At 63.6% G+C, this 24,261-nt stretch carries 22 protein-coding genes; 11 read left to right on the plus strand and 11 right to left on the minus strand.

Features of this window, described 5'->3' with window-relative positions; genetic code table 11:
- Nucleotides 1–10 precede the first annotated feature (10 nt).
- The 7 genes from ACK3BK_RS18655 to ACK3BK_RS18685 all read right to left on the minus strand — a co-directional run bounded on the left by ACK3BK_RS18655 (nt 11) and on the right by ACK3BK_RS18685 (nt 8,530).
- Nucleotides 11–1,015: a hypothetical protein gene (locus ACK3BK_RS18655; protein ID WP_238348361.1), complete on the minus strand. Its 1,005-nt coding sequence runs from the start codon at nt 1,013–1,015 to the stop codon at nt 11–13.
- 197 nt (nt 1,016–1,212) lie between these two features.
- On the minus strand, nt 1,213–1,944 hold the full coding sequence (locus ACK3BK_RS18660) for a molecular chaperone (protein WP_186710164.1): 732 nt from the start codon (nt 1,942–1,944) through the stop codon (nt 1,213–1,215).
- A 132-nt stretch (nt 1,945–2,076) separates the two neighbouring features.
- Nucleotides 2,077–4,575, minus strand: a complete 2,499-nt coding sequence (locus ACK3BK_RS18665) for a TcfC E-set like domain-containing protein (RefSeq protein WP_411383056.1) — start codon at nt 4,573–4,575, stop codon at nt 2,077–2,079.
- Between the two features lie 87 nt (nt 4,576–4,662).
- Complete coding sequence (locus ACK3BK_RS18670; RefSeq protein ID WP_411383057.1) at nt 4,663–5,142, minus strand: CS1 type fimbrial major subunit; 480 nt, start codon at nt 5,140–5,142, stop codon at nt 4,663–4,665.
- Between the two features lie 193 nt (nt 5,143–5,335).
- Entirely contained in the window at nt 5,336–7,000 is a 1,665-nt protein-coding gene (locus tag ACK3BK_RS18675) for a cation acetate symporter (RefSeq protein WP_054893849.1), read from the minus strand.
- Nucleotides 6,997–7,308, minus strand: coding sequence for a DUF485 domain-containing protein (locus ACK3BK_RS18680; protein WP_186667029.1), 312 nt, complete (start codon nt 7,306–7,308; stop codon nt 6,997–6,999). Before ACK3BK_RS18680 ends, ACK3BK_RS18675 begins: the two co-directional genes overlap by 4 nt.
- Before the next feature lie 361 nt (nt 7,309–7,669).
- Complete coding sequence (locus tag ACK3BK_RS18685; protein WP_186667030.1) at nt 7,670–8,530, minus strand: glycine betaine ABC transporter substrate-binding protein; 861 nt, start codon at nt 8,528–8,530, stop codon at nt 7,670–7,672.
- A gap of 209 nt (nt 8,531–8,739) precedes the next feature.
- Between ACK3BK_RS18685 and ACK3BK_RS18690 the strand changes: the two genes are divergently transcribed.
- Nucleotides 8,740–10,296, plus strand: a complete 1,557-nt coding sequence (locus ACK3BK_RS18690; RefSeq protein WP_411383058.1) for a beta (1-6) glucans synthase — start codon at nt 8,740–8,742, stop codon at nt 10,294–10,296.
- A gap of 56 nt (nt 10,297–10,352) precedes the next feature.
- Here ACK3BK_RS18690 and ACK3BK_RS18695 read toward each other — a convergent pair whose 3' ends face one another.
- A complete protein-coding gene (locus ACK3BK_RS18695; protein ID WP_186710168.1) occupies nt 10,353–10,715 on the minus strand; it encodes a hypothetical protein in 363 nt (120 codons plus the stop codon).
- Between the two features lie 223 nt (nt 10,716–10,938).
- Between ACK3BK_RS18695 and ACK3BK_RS18700 the strand changes: the two genes are divergently transcribed.
- Together ACK3BK_RS18700 and ACK3BK_RS18705 are read left to right on the plus strand one after the other, a co-directional pair.
- A complete protein-coding gene (locus ACK3BK_RS18700; RefSeq protein WP_411383059.1) occupies nt 10,939–12,237 on the plus strand; it encodes a serine/threonine protein kinase in 1,299 nt (432 codons plus the stop codon).
- Nucleotides 12,203–13,045, plus strand: a complete 843-nt coding sequence (locus tag ACK3BK_RS18705; RefSeq protein ID WP_186667038.1) for a VacJ family lipoprotein — start codon at nt 12,203–12,205, stop codon at nt 13,043–13,045. Before ACK3BK_RS18700 ends, ACK3BK_RS18705 begins: the two co-directional genes overlap by 35 nt.
- A 24-nt stretch (nt 13,046–13,069) precedes the next feature.
- Here the strand turns inward: ACK3BK_RS18705 and ACK3BK_RS18710 are convergent, their stop codons facing one another.
- Both ACK3BK_RS18710 and ACK3BK_RS18715 read right to left on the minus strand, forming a co-directional pair.
- Nucleotides 13,070–14,224, minus strand: coding sequence for a patatin-like phospholipase family protein (locus ACK3BK_RS18710; RefSeq protein WP_186710173.1), 1,155 nt, complete (start codon nt 14,222–14,224; stop codon nt 13,070–13,072).
- An 89-nt stretch (nt 14,225–14,313) separates the two neighbouring features.
- A complete protein-coding gene (locus ACK3BK_RS18715) occupies nt 14,314–15,249 on the minus strand; it encodes a lipid A biosynthesis lauroyl acyltransferase (RefSeq protein WP_186667042.1) in 936 nt (311 codons plus the stop codon).
- Nucleotides 15,250–15,360: 111 nt separating this feature from the next.
- Here ACK3BK_RS18715 and minC point away from each other — a divergent pair, with 111 nt between their 5' ends.
- The 7 genes from minC to ACK3BK_RS18750 all read left to right on the plus strand — a co-directional run bounded on the left by minC (nt 15,361) and on the right by ACK3BK_RS18750 (nt 21,966).
- Entirely contained in the window at nt 15,361–16,119 is a 759-nt protein-coding gene (gene minC / locus ACK3BK_RS18720; RefSeq protein ID WP_186667044.1) for a septum site-determining protein MinC, read from the plus strand.
- Nucleotides 16,120–16,214: 95 nt separating this feature from the next.
- The gene (minD, locus tag ACK3BK_RS18725; protein WP_054893840.1) at nt 16,215–17,027 is read left to right on the plus strand and encodes a septum site-determining protein MinD; all 813 of its coding nucleotides are present in this window, start codon (nt 16,215–16,217) and stop codon (nt 17,025–17,027) included.
- Between the two features lie 3 nt (nt 17,028–17,030).
- Nucleotides 17,031–17,285: a cell division topological specificity factor MinE gene (gene minE / locus ACK3BK_RS18730; RefSeq protein WP_003252572.1), complete on the plus strand. Its 255-nt coding sequence runs from the start codon at nt 17,031–17,033 to the stop codon at nt 17,283–17,285.
- A gap of 145 nt (nt 17,286–17,430) precedes the next feature.
- Nucleotides 17,431–18,066, plus strand: coding sequence for an RluA family pseudouridine synthase (locus ACK3BK_RS18735; RefSeq protein ID WP_186710175.1), 636 nt, complete (start codon nt 17,431–17,433; stop codon nt 18,064–18,066).
- 103 nt (nt 18,067–18,169) lie between these two features.
- Nucleotides 18,170–19,459 carry a M18 family aminopeptidase gene (locus ACK3BK_RS18740; RefSeq protein WP_054895571.1) on the plus strand — a complete coding sequence of 430 codons (1,290 nt, stop codon included), beginning with the start codon at nt 18,170–18,172 and terminating at the stop codon, nt 19,457–19,459.
- A 140-nt stretch (nt 19,460–19,599) separates the two neighbouring features.
- The gene (locus tag ACK3BK_RS18745) at nt 19,600–19,764 is read left to right on the plus strand and encodes a hypothetical protein (protein ID WP_411383060.1); all 165 of its coding nucleotides are present in this window, start codon (nt 19,600–19,602) and stop codon (nt 19,762–19,764) included.
- A gap of 48 nt (nt 19,765–19,812) precedes the next feature.
- A complete protein-coding gene (locus ACK3BK_RS18750) occupies nt 19,813–21,966 on the plus strand; it encodes a mechanosensitive ion channel family protein (RefSeq protein ID WP_186667050.1) in 2,154 nt (717 codons plus the stop codon).
- A 35-nt stretch (nt 21,967–22,001) separates the two neighbouring features.
- Here ACK3BK_RS18750 and ACK3BK_RS18755 read toward each other — a convergent pair whose 3' ends face one another.
- On the minus strand, nt 22,002–22,715 hold the full coding sequence (locus ACK3BK_RS18755; protein WP_186667051.1) for a UTRA domain-containing protein: 714 nt from the start codon (nt 22,713–22,715) through the stop codon (nt 22,002–22,004).
- Nucleotides 22,716–23,061: 346 nt separating this feature from the next.
- Here ACK3BK_RS18755 and ACK3BK_RS18760 point away from each other — a divergent pair, with 346 nt between their 5' ends.
- Nucleotides 23,062–24,126 (plus strand): ABC transporter substrate-binding protein, encoded by a 1,065-nt coding sequence (locus ACK3BK_RS18760; RefSeq protein WP_411383061.1) that lies wholly within the window; start codon nt 23,062–23,064, stop codon nt 24,124–24,126.
- The last annotated feature ends 135 nt before the right edge of the window (nt 24,127–24,261 follow it).

The following is a 24,261-nucleotide window of genomic DNA, read 5'->3' on the forward strand; positions in this document are numbered from 1 at the left end:
TGTCCATGGACTACAACTCGGCATCGAAAACGACGGTAACCAGGCCAGTGTAGGTGCTTCCGGCATTGGCCAGCATGCCGCGTACCTGATCGGATTCGATGGCGAAGTGCAACTGCCCGGGGCGGTTCGCCACCGGCTGTACCGATTCGAACTGCACTGCCATGGCGCGCCCCGTGGGTAGCGGCAGTCGCTGCACCGCGCCGCCCCCATGCTGGATCCCGCCAGGCAGGCTGAGTGCCACTCCCAGGTCGGCCTGATGGCTGGCGGCATCTCGGATCGCGCACTGCGTACCACTGTCGTACTGGCACAGCTTGTAGACCTTGAACGGGCCGGTCGACCACACCCGAAAAGGCAGGTCGCGATAAAGCCGCTGTGGAACCCGACCACCGCCCAGCCATGCCTGCCAGCCGCCCCGGGGCTCGAGCACGGCACGGTCGGAGCCTGGGGGAAACTCGAACACGAAGGCATGCTGCACATCCAGTTCGAAATTGACGGTCAGGGTATCGCCGCTGAGCGCCGACACCCCATTTCCGAAGTCGAAGTCCATGCCCGGGCCGATGCGGTAGGTGGTGGAGCCTCGATAGGTGCCAGAACGCAGGCGGTAAGGCGGTGGCAGGTCGAGTTGGAAGGCGACGCTGGTTTCCTGTACGTCGAGGTTCTGGCTGAAGCCCGCAGCAGCGTAACCACCATCTGCAGTGCAGGCACCCGGCGAGATCGGATCGCCGATGCGCCAGAGGTAGGAGACGAGGGCCGGACGGAACTGCGATACGCTGCCGATACTGCTGCAGCCGCCCTCCGGCGTGGCCTGATAAAGCGTATGTCGATTGAGATTCGCGCCGAGCACGCGCTGGCTGAGCGCGGTCCATTCGAACACCATGCGCCGGGATTCGAGCCCGTCGTCCGAGCGCACCTCGATTTCCCGTCGAGCAGGAACCTTGACGAAAAAGGTATCGCGCACATCCGAAGCTGTCCGGATCGTGGTCTTGGTATAGGTGATAGGCAGGGTGACGGTCATCTGGTTACGGCAAGTCGAACCCCAGCTCTGGCAGAGCCCTCCAGGCGGCGTAGTATTCTCGAACCGTCCCGACCCACCGCCCTGGTATTTTGCAGTCAAGGTCACCTCCAGGGCAGGGACCACCGGTGCGACGAGCAGCATGAGCCATAGCCAGGTGCCACCGACATGCGCAAGGCGACCGCGTCCTGCAAGGCGGCTCATCCTTCCACCACGACATCGCGGCGTTCGGCCCCTTCATGCAGGTCGAAGCGATGTTCCTTTTCCACATGGCCATTGAATTGTCGGCTACGCCCCGGCAACAAGTGATGCTTGGTGGCCGCGTCACAGGTCTGCGCCGACGCGTGGCATTGACGGAAACGATCCAGGACCACACTGGCGTTGCCGGCGTTGGTCACCTCCAGTTGACCACCCTGGCGGCGGATCCGGGTATCGAAGCGTGGCTGCTGCGGACGTACGAACAGCAGCGAGCCGTAACCGGCCAGCAGGTTGACCCCGGCCTGCAAGTGCTCACGGTAGCTGCGCGCCTGTTGTTCATCGACGGCAAAGTCATCGCCGCGCTCAGGCAGCACCGGTAAAAAGCGCAGGCGGTAATAGCGCTCCTGGTCTCGCGGGCCGCGATAGAGCAGGCGCACAGCCTGCATTCCACCAGCCGGCACGATCAGCCGCGCGGGGCTGACCACCAGCCCTCGCTGCTCGAGCGCCAATCCATCGGTCGCGACTTCACGGGCTTGACCGTCGGCGTCGTACACCAGCTCCACAACGCTGATCTTGACGAAGGCGGTGGTATCGCCACCATTGCGCACCCGTTTCAGCAGGGTGCTGCGATCACCTTCGAGGTAGTCGTAGAGGCCACCGATATTCAGTTCGGGGGCCGCGTGAAGTGACAGCGGCAGCGCCAGCAGCAGGGCCATCAGGCTACGGATACCCATGCGATAAATCTCCATATATTCAATAGGATATTAGGGGGGCGTCGATCACGTGGCCATGCAGCGATGCGAACGACACTTCCCAAAACGTGATGAGAAACCTCCTACAAAAAGCAGGAAAAACTGCTCTTCCCTTCAACTGCCTGTATCCATGCCCGCCCTGCTCTCGCCTGCCAGCTCGCCACGCCGGCACTGCTGGTCGCCAGCCAGCAATACGTCGCCTTCACGTACCAGCCGCGAGGTGTCCAGCGCCAGCAGACAGACCGCGGCCCCCTTGAGACGCACTTCGAGGGTCGGTGTCGACTCGCTCATTTCCACAGCGAAGAAACCATCGACTTCGGTGACACTGCGGCTGGCGTCATTGATCACCTGCGCGCCACGCAGAGGCTGGCCCTTGTCGTCGAACAACCGCCCCAGCACCATGACCGTGCGCATCACCCGCAACTGGCGATAAGCGATACCCCCTCGGTTGAGGTGGTAATCCAGGCTGGCGGGCTGGATCAGCGCCGCCGTCGCGTCGACACCGTCGAAATCGAACTGCACGCTGCCAGGCTTGTAGGCCGCGACCGGTATCACGTTACGCCCGGGGCGCAGGAGTGACGTGGTGCCATTGGGGTCGTCGGCGTGCAGTTTCAGGTCGGGCAAGTCACTGTCGACGTCGACGATCAGGCCCGCCTGATGCGGCAGGTACTGGCCGCTCAGGGCGACTTTGCCGCCCCCAAGCGCGAGCAGGCTCTCCAGGTTCACCCCACCACTGAACTCGCCGTTGTAGGAGGATTGCTGCACGTAGGCATCGCCATGCATCACCTCACTTTCGAACTGGGTATCGCCGCCGAGCCCCACGCCATAGCGGTCGGCACTCATCGTTGCACCGACACTGCGCAGCGGCCCGAGCTCGAGGTCTTGCTGGTAGGCCAGCGAGGTGTTGACGTCGCGCCCGCCGTCGCGAGACGTGCGGGTGCCGACGGTCGCCGACAAACGCCGCCCCTTGCCGCCTCCCAGGCTCATGCTCAAGGCCAGGTTGACCCCGCGGCTGCGTGACTCGCCGGTGGCCAGCGTACCGGGACGGTCGAACACCGACAGCCGCCAGTTGGCATCGGAGCCGAACAGCCGCCCGTAGTACGACCACCCCAGGTCCAAGCCCACGCCCTCGCTGCCTCCGCGGCTGTGCGACAGCCGCAGATTGGCAGTGTGGCGCGGGTCCAGGCGCTGGCTCAGCGACACCGAGGTCTGCCGGGTCGACTGCGCCGCATGAGGGCGCTGGGTGGTCGTCTCGGGGGCGAGCCAGGAGCGGCTGTGGCTGGCCACCAGGGAGGTGCGCTCGAAGTTGCCGACGGCCTGCAGGTCGTAGCCGTTGCCATAGCCCCGGGCCTGATAGAGGTTGCCATACAGCTTGAAGCGCTCGTGCACATCCCAGTCCAGCGAGGTGCCGAACTGCTGCTGCTCATCGATCTGCTGCACGGAAACCCCCACCACTGCGCGTGGATGCAAGAGGTAGTTGGCCAGGACGCCGCCACTGAGGCTGTCGTCATGCTCGCGTGACCAGTTGCTCAGCACGCTGCTCTGTCGTCCCAGGTAGACGTTGTAGCGCCAACGTCCGCCGCGGCTGCTCCAGTTGCTGGGTTTGTAGATGAATGCCTGGTCGCGCGAGGTGACCTGGCCATCCTCGACCAGACGCACCTCGACCTCGTAGATGCCACCGGGCAGCACACGAGTGTCCAGGGTCTGCAAGCCAGGCTGCACAGGCTGGCTGTTGATCAGCACACCGTTGCGGTAGATCTCGACGATCGCCGGCCGGTCAGGGGTGACGTAGATCGGGGTGGCGCTGGGCATGCCGGTGTCCAGGGTCAACCCATCGCTGCTGCCGAACATCACCCCCAGCGTGGTGTCGGCGCTGGCCCCGTTCAGCCTTGGCTGGCGCGTCAGGCCCTGGGCGCTCGGGGTGAAGTAGCCGAGCCGGTAGAAGTGATCTTCGACCAGGCGTTCGGCATATAGCTGCTCGACGTGATAGCGGGTCGAGGCGTCGGCCTCGCTGCCACGGTCGAGTTGTCCGTCGGCCAGGGCGGTCCAGTGGCCGATGCTGCCCTGGCCTTGTAATGCAAAGCGCCCCGTGCCGCCGCGTCCATCACCGACCAGATTGAGCTGATTGCGCAGCAGCAGGCCTGTGCTTCCCTGCTCTGGCGGTCGATGAAAGCGAGGTGCCTGCCCGGCGCTTTCGGCCTGCAGGGTGAGCAAAGACAACTGCGAGTTGACCAGGCTGTAGTGCACGGCCTGAAGCCCGTCGGGACAATCCTGCAGACAATCGCCCAGCGGTCGCGGTCGTGCCAGACGCTCTTGCCAGCGCTGGCGCAGGCTTTCGGGCTCGCGGCTCTCGTCGGTCTCGGTGAACTCGAGCAGTTGCACCTGCTCGTCACGCCCCAGTACCACCAGGGCGTCACCCAGGTAGCGGCCGTCCAGGTCCACCCGCACCGCCAGCGGCACATCGAAGAAATGCCCCTCGAACTCGCGGGGCAAACCCTCGACCCGCCCCAGGGTCGCAGTGGCAGCAAGGCCGACCCGGGGCATCAAGGCGATGCAGGCGCCCACGAGCAGGCAATGGCGGAGCGCGACAGGGATAGGCTGAAAGATTGACATAGGCATCATGGCAGACAATGCCCGCCCGGCCCTGACAAGCAGCAGACAGAGGCGGCAACGGGCAATGGGAAGCAGGGAGTGGGCGAATCAGGGGATGGCGGTTTCGAACATCATGCTCACCAGCCCCTGGTAGCTGCCGGGCACATAGCCGCCGGCTGGCGCGGCTTGAGCCGCGATCTCGAAACCGACCACCGCACCCGGCGCCGCCTGGGCCGCGCTGATGACTTCGGTGGAGGTGGTGCTGAGCGTGGTGCCGGCCACCGACACATCCAGGCCGATGCTGTTCACCCCGTCGCTGACCGTCGCCGGCGACACCAGGTAGGCGGTGATCGGCCCGACGGTGCTCTTGACCTGCAACTGCTTGCGGATCGGCTGCAGTTCGCTGCGGAACGAGTTCCAGGCCAGTTCCTGCGGGTCGTTCATCCAGTTGCCGCCCACCGGCTCGACGAAGAAGGCATCGGTAGGCACCTGCGCGGTGACCTGGACCTGCTTTTCGATAGGGTCGACGGCATATGCCGATGCGGCGGTGAACAGCGCGAGGGGCAGGGTCATGAACAGACGTTTCATGAGGAAATCTCCTTGAAGTAATGAGGCGGAATAACGCTTGACTGCGTCACCTGGCCCATTATTCGCGGAGTAATCGACGCATTAACTCAGACCCTTCCCAGCGAGCTTGGGAAATTTCCCAGGGATAGGAAAATGCCATCAGCCAGAAACGACGACGCCCCGGCAGGCGGGGCGTCGTACTCGGCATCAACGATCAGTGGGAAACCGCACCACTGGCACCCAGGCCGGTCTGCGAGCGAACGAACTGCGGGTAGAACAGTGCACGTTCGTCATCGGCAGCCTTGGACTTGTCGGTGACCGAGAAGAACCAGATACCCGCGAAGGCGATGATCATGGAGAACAGCGCCGGGTACTCGTACGGATAGATGGCTTTTTCGTGACCGAGGATCTGCACCCAGATGGTCGGGCCGAGGATCATCAGGCCAACCGCGCTGATCAGGCCCATCCAGCCGCCGATCATGGCGCCGCGGGTGGTCAGCTTCTTCCAGTACATCGAGAGCAGCAGTACCGGGAAGTTGCAGCTTGCGGCGATGGAGAAGGCCAGGCCAACCATGAAGGCGATGTTCTGCTTCTCGAACAAGATACCCAGGCCGATCGCCAGGACGCCCAGGGCGACGGTGGTGATCTTCGACACGCGGATCTCGTCCTTGTCGTTGGCCTTGCCCTTGCGCCAGACGCTGGCGTACAGGTCGTGGGAAACCGCCGAAGCGCCTGCCAGGGTGAGGCCGGCCACCACGGCGAGGATGGTGGCGAAGGCCACCGCCGAGATGAAGCCGAGGAAGATACTGCCACCCACGGCATCGGCCAGGTGCACCGCCGCCATGTTGTTACCGCCCAGCAGGGCGCCAGCGGCGTCCTTGAAGTCGGGGTTGGTGCTGACCAGCAGGATGGCGCCGAAGCCGATGATGAAGGTCAGGATGTAGAAGTAACCGATGAAACCGGTGGCATACAGCACGCTCTTGCGCGCTTCCTTGGCGTCGCTGACGGTGAAGAAGCGCATCAGGATGTGCGGCAGGCCCGCGGTGCCGAACATCAGCGCCAGGCCCAGCGAGAAGGCCGAGATCGGGTCCTTGACCAGGCCGCCCGGGCTCATGATCGCTTCGCCCTTGGCATGTACCTTGATGGCCTCGGAGAACAGGGTGTTGAAGTCGAAGCCCACGTGCTTCATCACCATCAGCGCCATGAAGCTGGCACCGGAGAGCAGCAGCACGGCCTTGATGATCTGCACCCAGGTCGTGGCCAGCATGCCACCGAACAGCACGTACAGGCACATCAGGATGCCGACCAGGATCACCGCGACGTGATAGTCCAGGCCGAACAGCAGCTCGATCAACTTGCCGGCACCGACCATCTGCGCGATCAGGTAGAAGGCCACCACCACCAGCGAGCCCGAGGCCGACAGGGTGCGGATCTCTTTCTGACCGAGGCGATAGGAGGCGACGTCGGCGAAGGTGTACTTGCCCAGGTTGCGCAGGCGCTCGGCGATCAGGAACAGGATGATCGGCCAGCCGACAAGGAAACCGATCGAGTAGATCAGGCCATCGTAGCCGGAGGTGAACACCAGGGCGGAAATCCCCAGGAAAGAGGCCGCCGACATGTAGTCACCGGCAATTGCCAGGCCGTTCTGGAAACCGGTGATGCGCCCGCCCGCCGCGTAGTAATCCGACGCCGACTTGTTGCGCTTGGAGGCCCAGTAGGTGATCCCCAGGGTGAAGCAGACAAAGGCCAGGAACATGATGATCGCCGACATGTTCAACGGCTGTTTCTGCACCGCGCCGCTGATTGCATCGGCAGCCCACACGGCGGGTGCAAAGGCACCGCAGGCCAGTACGGCCAGGGTTTTGGCGTGACGAATCATTGCTGCGCCTCCTTCAGGATCGCCTTGTTCAGCTCATCGAATTCACCGTTGGCACGACGCACGTAGATGGCGGTGAGGACGAAGGCCGAGAGGATCAGGCCTACCCCCAGGGGAATGCCCCAGGTGATGGACGAGCCGGGGCTGAGCTTGGCGCCGAGAATCTGCGGGCCATAGGCGATGAGCAGGATGAAGCCGCAGTAGAGGCCGAGCATGATCGCCGAAAGGAGCCAGGCGAAACGTTCACGTTTGGTGACCAGCTCCTTGAAGCGCGGACTTTCTTGTATCGATCGGTAGATGCTGTCGTTCATTGTTTTTGTCCTAGCAGCAACACAGTAAGGGGAGAACCCGCCTTAACTTTATGCTGCCGGTGGACGCCAACCAGACGACCTTAGTCTTAGATGCAACAGTCTTTTACCGTTTGGGTAACAAAGTCAGGGCCAATGCGCACTTTGTGGGAGCGGGTTTACCCGCGAAAAGTACCCACTGGCCCTAGGCTCTGTATGAAAAACCTTGATACTCGGTGATGCTGCGTTGAAAACAGCCTGGTGCGCCAGCCCGGTCGGAATGCTCATTTACAACCCGTAAAGTCGAGCGCGACTCCGACCGTTCCTCGGCTGTTTTCGCCTTGCCTGACCTTCGTCTCAAGGCTTTTCATAAAGACCCTATCGGTTATTTACCCGTCCACTCCTTGACCCGCTCCGGATGCTTGGCCACCCAGTCCTTGGCCGCCGCTTCAGGCTTGGCGCCCTCCTGAATGGCCAGCATCACCTCGCCAATCTCGTCCTTGGACTGCCACTGGAACTTCTTGAGGAACTCGGCCACTTCCGGCGCCTTGCTCGCCAACTCCTTGCTGCCAATACTGTTGACGGTTTCCGCCGCGCCATAGACGCCTTTCGGATCTTCGAGGAACTTGAGCTTCCATTTGGCGAACATCCAGTGCGGCACCCAGCCGGTCACCGCGATCGACTGCTGCTTGGCATAGGAGCGGCCAAGTTCCGCCGTCATCGCTGCGCCTGAACTTGCCGTCAGCTTGTAGCCGGTGAGGTCATAGTCCTTGATCGCCTGCTCGGTCTTGAGCATCACCCCGGAGCCTGCGTCGATACCCACGATCTTCTGCTTGAAGCTGCTATCGGTCTTGAGATCGGCAATGCTGTTGGCCTTGACGTACTCAGGCACGATCAGGCCGATCTTGGCATCCTTGAAGTTCGGGCCGAAGTCGACCACGTTATCCTTGTTCTTGCTCCAGTACTCGCCGTGGGTCACCGGCAGCCAGGCCGAGAGCATGGCGTCGAGCTTGCCGGTCGCCACCCCCTGCCACATGATACCGGTGGCCACCGCCTGCAGCTTCACGTCGTAGCCAAGTTTCTGCTTGATCACTTCGGCAGCCACGTTGGTGGTCGCGACACTATCGGCCCAACCGTCCACGTAACCGATGCTTACTTCCTTGGCCATGGCCTGTGCAGCACCCATGGTCAAGACCAGGGCGCCAGTCACGCCCAGGAAACGTCGCATTCTTGTAGTAGTCGCCATCAAAGCATCCCCTCGTCAGGTCTTGGAGATTGCATCATCAACCTGCAACACAGTGCGACCTGCTCCGTCAGCGACCTTTACCCAACGATAAGCGACAGCACTTGGCCATTAGCGTCATCCACGCGCAGGGTTCTGCGCGATCCTTGCATGCCAAACTGTTGGCGCCGGGCTACTATCAGCGACTCTGAACCGATGACCCGCGCCAGACGATGGACCGCTCGATGCCAAGCACGCCCCGCACCACCCTCCTCTACCTGATCACCTGCCTGTTCGCCGTGCTCGGTCTCGGTGCACTCTGGTATGGACTGGGCAAGCCGGTGCGCCTGCCCGATGCGGCCAGCCCGACGCACAAGTTGCAGTGCGCTTCCTACACCCCCTTCGACAAGGACCAATCACCCTTCGACCAGCCGTTTCGCCTGCGCCCTGCGCGCATGGACGCCGACCTGGCATTGCTGGCCGAGCGTTTCCAGTGCATCCGCACCTATTCGATGACCGGGCTGGAGGCGATTCCGGCGCTGGCGCGCAAGCACGGCCTGAAGGTGATGCTCGGTGCCTGGGTCAACGCCAACCCGGTGGATACCGACAAGGAGGTCGCGCTGCTGATCGAGGCGGCCAACGCCAACCCGGACGTGGTCAGCGCAGTGATCGTCGGCAACGAAGCGCTGCTGCGCAAGGAAGTCACAGGCCAACGCCTGGCCGAACTGATCACCCGGGTGAAACGCCAGGTGACGGTCCCGGTCACTTACGCCGATGTCTGGGACTTCTGGCTCCAGCACCCGGAAGTGGCGCCGGCGGTGGACTTCCTGACCATCCACCTGCTGCCCTACTGGGAGGACGATCCACGCGGGATCGAGGACGCCCTCGCGCATGTCGCCGAGGTGCGCCAGGTGTTCGGCAATCGCTTTGCGCCCAAGGACGTCATGATCGGCGAGACCGGCTGGCCCAGCGAAGGCCGGCAACGCGAGACCGCAGAACCAAGCCGGGTCAACGAGGCGCGCTTCATTCGTGGCTTCGTCGCGATGGCCGAGGCCAACGGCTGGCGCTACAACCTGATCGAAGCGTTCGACCAGCCCTGGAAACGCGCCAGCGAAGGCGCCGTGGGCGGTTACTGGGGGCTGTACGACGCTGATCGACAGGACAAAGGCGTGCTCGAAGGGCCCGTCAGCAACCTGCCACTGTGGCCACAGTGGTGGCTGGTCAGCACCTTGCTGGTGTTGGCGACCCTGGGGCTGGCCGGGCGCCCGGCGCATGCCCGTGCGGCATTGCTGCTGCCGCTGCTGGCGGCAGTCGGCGCGGGCAGCCTGGGGCTGTGGGGCGAGCTGATGCGCACCAATGCACGCTTTGCCGCCGAGTGGCTGTGGGCGGCAGGGCTGGCAGGCCTGAACCTGCTGGTACTGGCCCATGCCGCGCTGGCCCTGGCCCGACGCGAAGGCTGGCGCGAGCGGTTGTTCGTCTGGCTCGAGGCTCGCGCAGGCTGGTGGCTGCTGGCAGCGGGGTTCGCAGCGGCGGTGAGCATGCTGGCAATGGTCTTCGACCCGCGCTATCGCAGCTTCCCCAGTGCAGCGCTGCTGCTGCCGGCCCTGGTGTACCTGCTGCGGCCGGTTGCGGCGCGCAGGGCCGAGGTGGCGCTGCTGGCGTTCATCATCGGCGCGGGGATTGCGCCGCAGTTGTATCAGGAAGGGCTGCACAACCATCAGGCCTGGGCCTGGTTGGCGGTCAGTGTGCTGATGGTCGCTGCCCTTTGGCGCAGTTTGCGCAGGGCTTGAGACGGCGGTGTTCTTTCCGCGGGCTTGCCTGCGAAAAGAACACCCGCAAAAACCTGCTAGCTGGAAACCCTGACCAACCTCAACCCCGCCAGAACCACCGCAAACACCGCCAGACTGGCCGTGTACAACACCAGCGCAGGCACCCCGGCCACCAGCGCCAGCACCGCCCCCCACCAACCAAGCCGTCCCGGCAGCACCTGGCACAGCAAGGCCAGCCCCAACGCCACCCAGCCGATCACCTGGAAGTGAATCCACAACCCCAGCAGCGACCGCGCCTGGCACTGCCAGTGCTCGCCAGGCACCGCGCACAGGCCTACCCACTGCCCGTCTTCCATCAGGCCGAAACGCACGCCATAACTGGCCGCCAGCCACAACGGCAAAAACAGCAGCAAGGCAACGACAGGCCACGAACGAATCATGTACAGCTCCAGAAAATGTAACCGGCGCTCAGGATAATCCCCCAGGCTTGCCGCGCAAGGCAAAATGGCTCGGTTCGGCTAATGTCGAGAAAGCGGTCATTGCCGCAGCGGCCAACTTCGCGGCAACATCCGCAACAATAAAGGACAGCGCACAAGGCAACTTTGCCTTGGGCGCGATGGTCCTAGCTCCACATTGCCTTGCCGTTCTCCCGGGGGACTCTCCATGCTTCGACCGTTGCGCCTCGTCGGCCTGCTGTGCGGCCTGTTTCTGGCTGCGGCCGCTTCCGCGCGGGACATAGACCCCGCCACCTACGGCTATCCCTTGACCAATCCGTTCGAGGCGACCATTGCCACTACGCCGCCCGACCAGCGCCCGACGCTGCCCAGCGACGACGATATCAACCAGTCCGACTACAGCCTGAACCTGCGCCCGGAGCGCGAATTCACCCTGCCGGACAACTTCTGGCCGGTGAAAAAACTCCGCTACCGCCTGGCACGCCAGGACCAAGAAGCGCCCCTGGTGTTCATCATCGCAGGCACCGGCGCGCCCTACAGCAGTACCATCGCCGAATACCTGAAAAAACTGTTCTACCAGGCGGGCTACCACGTGGTGCAGCTGTCTTCTCCCACCAGCTGGGACTTCATGAGCGCCGCCTCACGCTTCGCCACACCGGGCGTAAGCCGCGAGGATGCCGAAGACCTGTATCGGGTCATGCAAGCCGTACGCGCCCAGCACCCGCGCCTGCCGGTCAGCGAGTTCTACCTCACCGGCTACAGCCTCGGCGCCCTGGATGCCGCGTTCGTCAGCCACCTGGACGAAACCCGGCGCAGCTTCAACTTCAAGCGCGTGCTGCTGCTCAACCCGCCGGTGAACCTGTACACCTCGATCAACAACCTCGACAAACTGGTGCAGACCCAGGTCAAGGGCATCGACCGCAGCACCACGTTCTACGAACTGATGCTGGAAAAACTCACTCGCTACTTCCAGGACAAGGGCTACATCGACCTCAATGACGCCCTGCTCTACGACTTCCAGAAATCACGCCAGCACCTGTCCAACGAACAGATGGCCATGCTGATCGGCACCTCGTTCCGCTTCTCGGCAGCCGACATCGCCTTCACCTCCGACCTGATCAACCGCCGCGGCCTGATCATCCCGCCGAAGTTCCCGATCACCGAAGGCAGCAGCCTCACACCGTTCTTCAAACGTGCCCTGCAATGCGACTTCGACTGCTACCTGACCGAGCAGGTGATCCCCATGTGGCGTGCGCGCACCGATGGCAACAGCCTGCTGCAACTGATCGACCAGGTCAGCCTGTACGCCTTGGCCGACTACCTGCGCGACAGCCCGAAGATCGCCGTGATGCACAACGCCGACGACGTGATCCTCGGCCCCGGCGACATCGGTTTCCTGCGCAAGGTGTTTGGCGACCGGCTGACCCTTTATCCACACGGCGGCCATTGCGGCAACCTCAACTACCGCGTCAATGCCGACGCCATGCTGGAGTTCTTCCGTGGCTGACAGACTCGTACTTGCCCTCGCCCTGCTCGTCAGCACCAGTGCCCTGGCAGCAGAAACCGCACCGCGTACCAGCGTGATCGAAGCCGATGTGGTCGACACGCCGAGCGTGGAGTCGGACGGTTTCCTCGACCCGCTGCGCGAGCTGAAATTCAACCCAGGCCTCGACCAGCGCGAGTTCGAACGCTCCACGCTGGCCGCGTTGAACGTCTACGACCCGCTGGAATCGATGAACCGGCGCATCTACCACTTCAACTATCGCTTCGACCAATGGGTGTTCCTGCCGGCGGTCGATGGCTACCGCTACATCACCCCGCACTTCGTGCGCACCGGGGTGAGCAACTTCTTCAACAACCTGGGGGATGTGCCCAACCTGTTCAACAGTGTGTTGCAGCTCAAGGTCAAACGCTCGGCGGAGATCACTGCGCGCCTGATGTTCAACACCCTCATCGGCGTGGGTGGGTTGTGGGATCCGGCGACCAAGATGGGGCTGCCACGCCAGAGCGAGGATTTCGGCCAGACCCTGGGCTTCTATGGCGTTCCGGAAGGCCCGTACATCATGCTGCCGATCCTCGGACCCTCGAACCTGCGCGACACCACGGGCCTGGTTGTGGACTACGTGGGCGAGCGCGAGGCGAATTTCCTCAACGTCGCCGAGGTCAGTACCGACCACCCGGAAATCTTCCTGCTGCGCGCGATCGACCGGCGCTACACCACCAATTTCCGCTATGGCCAGACCAACTCGCCGTTCGAGTACGAGAAGGTGCGCTACGTCTATACCCAGGCGCGCAAGTTGCAGATTTCAGAGTGAGTGCGGCGGGGCCGCCCTGCGGCCTCAGCCCACCAGCCCTAGAAACTGCTGCAATTCCCGGCGCTTGGCCAGGGCATCGCTGCGCCCCAGTTCGATCAGCTCACTGCAGTAGCTCGCCTCGAACAACAGGTAGCTGAGTACACCGGCCCCGCTGGTCCTGGTCGCTCCGGGCCCGCGCAGGAACAGGCGCAACGCCGCTGGCAACTCGCGCCGATGACGTGCCGCGATCTCGTCCAGCGGCTGGCTGGGCGCCACCACCAGGACTTCGATCGGCGCCAGGCCCAGACGGCGGGCGTCCAGATGTGCAGGCATCAGGTGGCTCAGGTGATTCAGGCGCTGCAACAACTCGATATCGTCCTCGAGGCTGTCGATGAAGGTACTGTTGAGCATGTGCCCACCGATCTGCGCCAGGCTCGGCTGCTGCCCGCTGAACACCCGCGCACTGTGCATCGGCGGCGCGGGGCGCTGCGGGTTACCGCTGACCCCCACCACAAGTACGCGGCTGGCACCCAGGTGCAACGCCGGGCTGATCGGCGCAGACTGACGCACCGCGCCGTCACCGAAGTACTCGTCACCCAGGCGCACCGGGGCGAACAGCAACGGGATGGCCGAGCTGGCCAGCAGGTGCTCGACGCTCAGCGCGGTGGGCACACCGATACGCCGGTGCCGCAGCCAGGGCTCGATCGCTTCGCCGCCTTGATAGAAGGTCACCGCCTGGCCGGACTCGTAGCCAAAGGCGGTTACGGCCACCGCGCGCAGTTGCTCGCTGGCCAGGGCATGGTGGATGCCGTCCAGGTCCAGATGCGCCTTGAGCAGCGCTCGCAACGGGCTGCTGTCGAGCAGCGCCACCGGCATCTGCCGACCTAGACCCAGCAGGCTATGGCTGACGAAACGGCTGGCCTGACGCACAACCCCGGGCCAGTCGCTGCGCAGCACAAGGTGGCTGCGAAAGTTCTGCCAGAAGCGGGTCAGGCGCTGCACCGAATCGCCAAAGCGGGTGGCACCGCTGGCCAGGGTCACGGCGTTGATGGCCCCGGCGGAGGTGCCGACGATGACCGGGAAGGGGTTGGGCGCGCCAGCTGGCAGCAGCTCGGCGATGCCGGCGAGCACGCCGACCTGGTAGGCAGCGCGGGCGCCGCCGCCGGAGAGGATCAGGCCAGTGGTCGGGGGTGGGGCCATCGGTTCCTTCCTGGTTTGTCGGTTTTGTCAGGATCGGCCCCTTCGCGGGCAAGTCGGGGCGCGAAAGGGCCTGCAGCCATTACCCCGGATCAGCGCTTCTTCTTGTCGTACAGCCGCGGCGCCCCTTCGGGCCGAGACTTGAAGCGCCGGTGCGCCCACAGGTACTGCTCGGGGCACTCGCGCAGCACACTCTCGACCCACTGGTTAATGCGCAGACAGTCGGCCTCCTCGCTCTCCCCCGGGAAGTCCTCGAGTGGCGCATGCACCACCAGACGATAGCCGCTGCCATCTTCCAGGCGTTTCTGAGTGAACGGAATCACCCTCGCCTTGCCCAGCCGGGCGAACTTGGTGGTCGCAGTCACCGTCGCGGCGGGAATGCCGAACAGCGGCACGAACAGGCTCTGCTTGGTGCCGTAGTCCTGGTCCGGGGCGTACCAGATCGCCCGCCCGCCGCGCAGCAGCTTGAGCATGCCTCGCACGTCCTCGCGTTCCACCGCCAGGGAGTCGAGATTGTGCCGCTCGCGACCGCGCCGCTGGATGAAGTCGAACACCGGGTTGCCGTGCTCGCGGTACATGCCATCGATGGTGTGCTCCTGCCCAAGCAGGGCCGCGCCGATCTCCAGCGTGGTGAAATGCACCGCCATGAGGATGGCGCCCTGGCCGTCACGCTGGGCTGCCTGCAGGTGCTCCAGACCTTCGATGTGCGCCAGGCGGGCAAGCCTGGCTTTGGGCCACCACCAGCTCATGGCCATTTCAAAGAAGGCGATGCCGGTGGAGGCGAAGTTTTCCTTCAGCAGGCGCTGCCGTTCGTCGCCGGACAGTGCCGGGAAACACAGCTCCAGATTGCGCGCGGCAATACGCCGACGCTCGCCGGCCAGGCGATACATCACGGCGCCCAGGGCGCTGCCGAGCCGCAGCAAGGCTCGGTAAGGCAACTGCACGACCAGCCACAGCAGGCCCAGGCCGAGCCACAGGCCCCAGAAACGCGGATGGAGGAAGTAGGGACGAAAACGCGGACGATCCATTGAAGCTTCCGGTAAGACAAAGGCCTGGCATTCTACAACCTTTGGCCGCAGGTTGCGGCCAATCGGTCTTATCGTTATAAGTCAGGGCACTTTTTTCGCAACAAGTCGTCTATGCAGACCATGAGCCTCAACCAGACACCCGACTCCGCCACCGTGTTCCAGCTCAAGGGCAGCATGCTCGCCATCACTGTGCTGGAGCTGGCGCGCAACGACCTCGAAGCCCTCGACCGCCAACTGGCGGCGAAAGTGGCGCAGGCCCCCAATTTCTTCAGCAACACACCGCTGGTGCTGGCCCTGGACAAGCTGCCGCCCGACGAAGGCGCCATCGACCTGCCAGGGCTGATGCGCATCTGCCGTCACCATGGCCTGCGCACCCTGGCGATCCGCGCCAGCCGGATCGAGGACATCGCCGCAGCGATCGCCATCGACCTGCCGGTCCTGCCGCCCTCCGGCGCCCGCGAACGCCCGCTGGAACCTGAGCCGGAAGTGAAGAAAGTCGAGCCCGCTCCGGCACCCGCTGTGGCCGCCGAACCCGAGGTTCGCCCGACCCGCATCATCACCAGTCCTGTACGTGGCGGCCAGCAGATCTATGCTCAGGGCGGCGATCTGGTGGTGACCGCCTCGGTGAGCCCGGGTGCGGAACTTCTCGCCGATGGCAATATCCATGTGTACGGCGCCATGCGTGGCCGCGCACTGGCCGGTATCAAGGGCAACACCCGGGCCAGGATCTTCTGTCAGCAGATGACTGCCGAGATGGTCTCCATCGCCGGTCAGTACAAGGTCTGCGAAGACCTGCGCCGCGACCCGCTGTGGGGTTCGGGCGTGCAGGTGAGCCTGGTCGGCGACGTGTTGAACATCACCCGTCTTTAACGGATACTGCCGCCATTTTAAGAGCAACTTTTCCACCGTTGCCTTTTTTGCATTTGCTGGGACTTCGGGTCCCGTTTATTTAGGGGTGAAACACCTTGGCCAAGATTCTCGTGGTTACTTCCGGCAAGGGGGGTGTGGGCAAGACCACCACCAGCGCCGCCATCGGTACCGGCCTCGCATTGCGCGGGCACAAGACTGTGATCGTCGACTTCGACGTCGGCCTGCGTAACCTCGACCTGATCATGGGCTGCGAACGCCGCGTGGTGTACGACTTCGTCAACGTGGTCAACGGCGAAGCCAACCTGCAGCAGGCCCTGATCAAGGACAAGCGCCTTGAGAACCTGTTCGTGCTGGCCGCCAGCCAGACCCGCGACAAGGACGCCCTGACCCAGGAAGGCGTCGAAAAGGTCCTGATGGAGCTCAAGGAGCAGTTCGACTACGTCATCTGCGACTCCCCGGCCGGTATCGAGAAAGGCGCGCACCTGGCGATGTACTTCGCCGACGAAGCCATCGTCGTGACCAACCCGGAAGTCTCCTCGGTTCGTGACTCCGACCGCATGCTGGGCATTCTGTCGAGCAAGTCGCGCCGCTCCGAAAACGGCGAAGAGCCGATCAAGGAACACCTGCTGATCACCCGCTACCACCCCGAGCGCGTGGAAAAGGGCGAAATGCTCAGCATCGCCGACGTCGAAGAGATCCTCGCGATCAAGCTCAAGGGCGTCATTCCCGAGTCGCAAGCGGTCCTCAAGGCATCCAACCAGGGTATCCCGGTCATCCTCGACGACCAGAGCGACGCCGGCCAGGCCTACAGCGATACCGTCGACCGCCTGCTGGGTAAAGAGAAGCCTCTGCGCTTCATCGAAGTGCCGAAGCAAGGATTCTTCGCGCGCCTGTTTGGAGGCAAATAAACCATGAACCTTTTTGACTTCTTTCGTGGCAGACAGAAACAGACCAGTGCGTCGGTAGCGAAAGAGCGTCTACAGATCATCGTGGCGCATGAGCGCGGCCAGCGCAGCGAACCGGACTACCTGCCGGCGCTGCAGAAAGAACTGCTCGAAGTGATCCGCAAGTATGTGAATATCGGCAACGATGACGTGCATATCGAGCTGGAAAACCAGGGCAGCTGCTCGATTCTGGAACTGAACATCACCTTGCCGGATCGCTGACAGGATCCCCTGCCACACCGCGATCCCCTGTGGGAGCGGGCTTGCCCGCGAAAAGCCCGGTACAGGCGCCATCACCCTGGCACTTTTACCGGGCTTCTTCGCGGGCAAGCCCGCTCCCACAGTGCTTTACAGAGAACCGCTGAACATGCCGCTGTCGAACATCCAGATCCTCTTCGAAGACGCCGCCATCCTGGTGATCAACAAGCCGACCCTGCTGCTGTCGGTGCCGGGCCGTGCCGAGGACAACAAGGACTGCCTGATCACCCGCCTGCAGGAAAACGGCTATCCCGACGCGCTGATCGTCCATCGCCTGGACTGGGAAACCTCCGGGATCATTCTCCTGGCCCGCGATGCCGACAGTCACCGCGAGCTGTCGCGCCAGTTCCACGACCGCGAGACGGAGAAAGCCTATACCGCACTGTGCTGGGGCCAGCCGACGCTCGACAGTGGCAGCATCGACCTGCCGCTGCGCTACGATCCGCCCACCAAGCCACGCCATGTGGTCGACCATGAGCAGGGCAAGCATGCCCTGACCTTCTGGCGCGTACTGGAGCGCTGCGGCGACCATTGCCGGGTGGAGCTGACGCCCATCACCGGCCGTTCGCACCAGTTGCGCGTGCACATGCTGTCGATCGGGCACCCGCTGCTGGGCGACCGCCTGTATGCCAACCCCGAGGCACTGGCGGCCCATGAGCGGCTGTGCCTGCATGCCTCGATGCTGAGCTTTACTCATCCGGTTTCCGGGGAGCGCTTGAAGTTCGAGTGTCCGGCGCCATTCTAAGGGATCGCGTGGCGCCCGTAGGAGCGGGCTTGCCCGCGAAGAGGCCCGCACAAATCCCGGACCATTTACGCTAAACTCGCGCCACTGCTGTCTGGAGTGAGCTATGCGCGAAGCACTGAATACCGGCCTGATCGATTTCCTCAAGGCCTCCCCGACGCCCTTCCACGCCACCGCCAGCCTGGCCAAGCGCCTCGAAGCCGCCGGTTACCAGCGTCTGGACGAGCGTGACAGCTGGGCCACCGTGCCTGGCGGGCGCTACTACGTCACCCGTAACGACTCTTCGATCATCGCTATTCGCCTGGGCAAGCATTCGCCCCTGATCGGCGGAATCCGCATGGTCGGCGCGCACACCGACAGCCCGTGCCTGCGGGTCAAGCCGCAGCCCGAACTGCAGCGCCAGGGCTTCCTGCAACTGGGCGTCGAAGTCTATGGCGGTGCCCTGCTCGCCCCCTGGTTCGACCGCGACCTGTCGCTGGCTGGCCGCGTCACCTTCCGCCGCGATGGCAAGGTCGAGAGCCAACTGGTCGACTTCAAGCTGCCGATCGCCATCATTCCCAACCTGGCCATCCACCTCAACCGTACCGCCAACGAGGGCTGGCCGATCAACCCGCAGAACGAGCTGCCGCCCATCCTGGCCCAGGTCGCCGGCGATGAGCGTGTCGACTTCCGCGCCCTGCTCACCGAACAACTGGCCCGCGAGCACGGCCTGATCGCCGACGTGGTGCTGGACTATGAGCTGAGTTTCTACGACACCCAGAGCGCTGCGGTCATCGGCCTGCATGGCGACTTCATCGCAGGCGCGCGCCTGGACAACCTGCTGTCGTGCTATGCCGGGCTGCAGGCGCTACTGGCCGCCGAGAGCGACGAAACCTGCGTGCTGGTATGCACCGATCACGAAGAGGTCGGCTCCTGCTCGGCCTGTGGCGCCGACGGCCCGATGCTCGAGCAGACCCTGCAACGCCTGCTGCCCGATGGCGACGAATACGTGCGCACCATCCAGCGCTCGTTGCTGGTGTCGGCCGACAACGCCCACGGCGTGCACCCCAACTACGCCGACAAGCATGACGGCAATCATGGGCCCAAGCTCAACTCCGGCCCGGTAATCAAGGTCAACAACAACCAGCGCTACGCCACCAACAGCGAAACCGCCGGCTATTTCCGCCACCTGTGCATGGCCGAAGAAGTACCTGTACAGAGCTTCGTGGTGCGTAGCGACATGGGTTGTGGTTCGACCATCGGTCCGATCACCGCCAGCCACCTGGGCGTGCGTACCGTCGACATCGGCCTGCCGACCTTCGCCATGCACTCGATCCGCGAGCTGTGCGGCAGCCAGGACCTGGCGCACCTGGTGAAGGTGCTGACGGCGTTCTATCGCAGCCGCGAACTGCCCTGATATCAGATAGGCCTTTTCGCGGGTAAACCCGCTCCCACAGGTGCATCACCGTTCCTGCAGGAGCGGGCTTACCCGCGAATTCTCCGCCCCTCAACGCGCTATGCTTCAAGCATGCCCCTGACAACAGAAGGATTCTGTTCATGTCACCCTTCCTCTCCCTGTTCGTGCCGGTGTTCCTTTTCCTGATGCTGCTGACCATCGGCTTCAGCCTGCGCGAGCGCAATGTCGGCGTACTGATGATGTGGATCGGCACCCTCGGCATCTTTGGCATCATGTGCTGGAAGATCCTTGAGAAACTCGTCTGAGAAATCCTCTACACTCCGGCAATCGATCGACCTGAGGTAGATTTTCCGGTGCCCGCCTTTCTCCGTTGCCTGACCCTGCTGCTCTTCCTGTTCATCGCTCCGGTGCAAGCCGCTGGCCTGCCCGGCTTGCTGGGTAGCAGCGCGCCTGCCCAACCCCAGGCCACCGAGCCGCTGGACAAGTCACTGGACGAGGTGATCAAGAGCCTGGAAAACGACCAGCAACGGGCCAAGTTGCTGGCCGACCTGAAGAAACTGCGCGATGCCAGCAAACAGTCGCAACCCACGGTGGAACAGGGCGTACTGGGGCTGATCGGCAACGCCATGCACGACCTGGAAAAGCAGTTCAGCGGCGATGCCAGCCCCTTCGTGCGCTGGTCGCAGGAAATCGACCAAGCCCAGACCGAACTGGCAGCATTGGTCGTGCCCGTGCACCAGTGGCCAGCGATCCTGTTCGGCTTCGCTGCGGTCATTGCCGTGTGGAGCCTGTTGGCCTACGCCTTCAACTGGATCGGCCATCGGGTACGGATCCGCTTCGGGCTGACCGAGGAACTGCCCCAACACCCACGGACCTGGGATCTGGTGCGATTCGCCCTGCGCAAGCTCGGGCCCTGGCTGGTGGCGCTGGTATTCACCGTGTACCTGAGCTTCGCCCTGCCACCGTCGCTGGGCAAATCCCTGGCCATGGTCCTGGCCTATGCGCTGGTGGTCGGCACCTGCTTTTCGGCGATCTGCGTGATTGCCTTCTCTCTGCTCGACGGCCCACATCGCCACCGTGCCCTGCATATCCTGCGGCACCAGGCGTTTCGTCCGTTATGGCTGATCGGCAGCTTCGCCGCCTTCGGTGAAGCGATGAGCGATCCACGCCTGACCACTGCACTGGGCACACACCTGGCCCATGCGATAGCGACCGTGACCAACGTGCTGGCGGCCCTGTGCACCGGCCTGTTCATCCTGCGTTTCAGGCGGCCGATTGCGCACCTGATCCGCAATCAGCCCCTGTCGCGGCGCCTGACCCGGCGCACACTCAGCGACACCATCGAGCTGCTTGGCAGTTTCTGGTTCGTCCCGGCCTTGATCCTGGTGGCGATCTCGCTGTTCGCCACCTTCGTCTCTGCCGGCGACACCAGCACCGCCCTGCGTCAGTCACTGATGTGCACCGTGCTGGTGGTGGTGTGCATGGTGCTCAACGGCCTGGTGCGCCGCCACGCCGCCAAACCTCGGCGCGCCAACAAACGTCAGGCGGTGTATACCGAACGCCTGAAGAACTTTGGCTACGCCCTGGTGCACCTAGGCATCTGGTTGCTGTTCATCGAACTGGGCCTGCGCGTGTGGGGGCTTTCGATGATCGGTTTTGCCGAGGGCGACGGCCATGATGTCAGCGTGCGCCTGCTGGGCCTGGCAGGCACCCTGATCGCCGCCTGGCTGGTGTGGATCCTGGCCGACACCGCCGTGCACCACGCACTGGTGCGTTCGCGCCGAGGCCTGGCCAACGCCCGCGCGCAGACCATGATGCCGCTGATCCGCAACGTACTGTTCGTGGCGATTTTCATCATCGCGGTGATCGTCGCCCTGGCCAACATGGGCATGAACGTCACACCGCTGCTGGCCGGTGCCGGTGTCATCGGCCTGGCTATCGGCTTCGGTGCGCAATCGCTGGTGGCCGATCTGATCACCGGCTTGTTCATCATCATCGAGGATAGCCTTGCCATCGACGACTATGTCGACGTCGGCGGCCACCTGGGCACGGTCGAGGGCCTGACCATTCGCACCGTGCGCCTGCGCGACATCGACGGCATCGTCCACACCATCCCGTTCAGCGAGATCAAGAGCATCAAGAACTACTCGCGTGAATTCGGCTATGCGATCTTCCGAGTCGCCATCCCGCACAGCATGAGCATCGACAAGGCGATCAGCCTGATTCGCGAGGTGGGACAGAAGCTGCGCAATGATCCGCTGATGCGCCGCAACATCTGGTCGCCGCTGGAACTGCAGGGAGTCGAGAGTTTCGAGTCGGGCTCGGCGATCCTGCGCGCACGCTTCAAGACCGCGCCGATCAAGCAGTGGGAGGTGTCGCGGGCCTTCAACCTGGCATTGAAACGCCAGCTCGACGAAGCCGGGCTGGACCTGGCTACGCCACGGTTGTCGGTGCAGGTGGTGACGGCAGGGGGTGGGGCGATGGCTGAGTCTGGCTCCGCCAATTAGGGCCCTTTCGCAGGCAAGCCCGCAAAAAGCGCCCCTTACCCCGCCTGCGCCTGGATACGAATCGCATCGTGCCGCCAATACTCCAGGTCGCAGTCGATCAGGTGCCCATGCTGGTCACTGTTGACCCGGGTAATGTGCAACCCCGGGCTCCCCGCCGACACCCTAAGCGCCATGGCCGCCGCCACCGGCAACGCAGTCGGCAGGATCTCGAAGCACACCTGCCCGTAGCGGATGCCATATTCGCGGGCATAGATCTCGGTCAGCGACTGTGCCAGGTCCAGCGCCAGGATCCCCGGGAAATAGCGTGGGTTGAGGTAGTGCTCGGCATACAACACACCGCGCCCATCGATGCGCCGCAAACGGCAGATCTGTACCACACTCGACAACGCCGGCAGCCGCAGGCGCGCACAGATCGCTGCGGAAGCCGGCAGCAAGCGCGCCGAGAGCAGCTCGGTGCTCGGAACCCGCCCCTGGTCGCGCACCATCGCATGGAAGTGGCTGCGCTCGATCAGGTCGTAGGTCAGGCGTTCGGGGGCGACGAACCAGCCGCGGCGCTCTTCGCGGTAGATCAGGCCCTGGGCCTCGAGCTGCACCAGCGCCTCACGCAAGGTGATCCGGGTAGTGTCGAATACCTCGCTCAGCTTGCGCTCGGCCGGCAGCTTGCCGCCCGGCGCCAGCAGGCCATGTTCGATCTGTTCCTGCAGCGCATGGCAGATGGCTGTTACCGCCCGCGGTGGGGTCGATTGCATCAAAGGTTACCTATCTGGACTAGTCCAGCCCCATAACAGGGCAACTGGAGAATAGAGCAAGCCTAGGCACGGCTGATGAAGATCCTGTGACAAAGCCCTTGCACCACGATTGCCAGAATCGGGCCAAGGCGCGTGAATAAAGGGCCGGGTTCTAGTCTACGCTTTGCTTTCAGGGCCCAAGCCTCCCCGCTGACGGGCCTGTCCTACATCAAACTGTCATGCAACAGGCCTACCTTGGCTCAAGGTTTGCTGACCTAGACCAAAGGTTCTCGGCAAGGTCTGCACCACAGCATTCACAACAGCGTTCATAACAACGATTGCAAGGCACCCACCAAAGGAGCTTCGGATGAAAAAGTTCTTCATGGCGTCACTGCTGGGCTCGGCCATCGCCCTGTGCACCACGGCCATGGCCGCCGATACCGACCTCAAGGCCCTGGAAGACGCCGCCCGCAAGGAGGGCACGGTCAACAGCGTGGGCATGCCGGATGCCTGGGCCAACTGGAAAGGCACCTGGGATGACCTGGCCAAGAAGTACGGCCTCAAGCACAGCGACACCGACATGAGCTCGGCCCAGGAAATCGCCAAGTTCGACGCTGAAAAAGACAACGCCAGTGCCGACATCGGTGACGTCGGCGCCGCCTTCGGCCCGATCGCCGTGAACAAGGGCGTGACCCAGCCCTACAAGCCGAGCACCTGGGACCAAGTGCCGGATTGGGCCAAGGACAAGGACGGTCACTGGGCGCTGGCCTATACCGGCACCATCGCCTTCATCATCAACAAGGACCTGGTCAAGGAAGACGAACGCCCGAAAACCTGGCATGACCTGGAAAAGGGCAAGTACAAGGTCGCCATTGGTGACGTCGGCACCGCAGCCCAGGCTGCCAACGGTGTACTGGCCGCCGCCATCGCCTACAAGGGCGACGAAAGCAATATCGAGCCGGGCCTGCAACTGTTCACCAAGCTGGCCCAGCAGAAGCGCCTGTCGCTGGCCAACCCGACCATCCAGACCCTCGAGAAAGGTGAAGTGGAAGTCGGCGTGGTCTGGGACTTCAACGGCCTGAGCTACCGCGAGCAGATCGATCCGAAGCGCTTCGAAGTGCTGATCCCGTCCGATGGCTCGGTGATTTCCGGCTACACCACCATCATCAACAAATACGCCAAGCACCCGAACGCCGCCAAGCTTGCCCGCGAATACATCTTCAGCGACGCCGGCCAGACCAACCTGGCCATCGGCCACGCCCGCCCGATCCGCGCCGAGCACCTGAAGCTGCCAGCCGATGTGCAGGCCAAGCTGCTGCCCAACGAGCAGTACCAGGCCGCCCAGCCGATCAAGAACGCCGACGCCTGGGAGAAGACCTCCAAGGCCCTGCCGCAGAAGTGGCAGGAGCAGGTGATCATCGAGATGGAGTGACGGCGGGGTTTTCCAGCGCCTGACACGGCCCTTTCACGGGTAAACCCGCTCCCACAGGTGCAGCACAAGCTTCCAGGCCTGCGCGATACCTGTGGGAGCGGGTTTACCCGCGAAAAGGACGACGCGGTACCGACC

This window comes from Pseudomonas sp. L7 (assembly GCF_046605565.1).
GTDB classification, from domain to species: domain Bacteria; phylum Pseudomonadota; class Gammaproteobacteria; order Pseudomonadales; family Pseudomonadaceae; genus Aquipseudomonas; species Aquipseudomonas wayambapalatensis.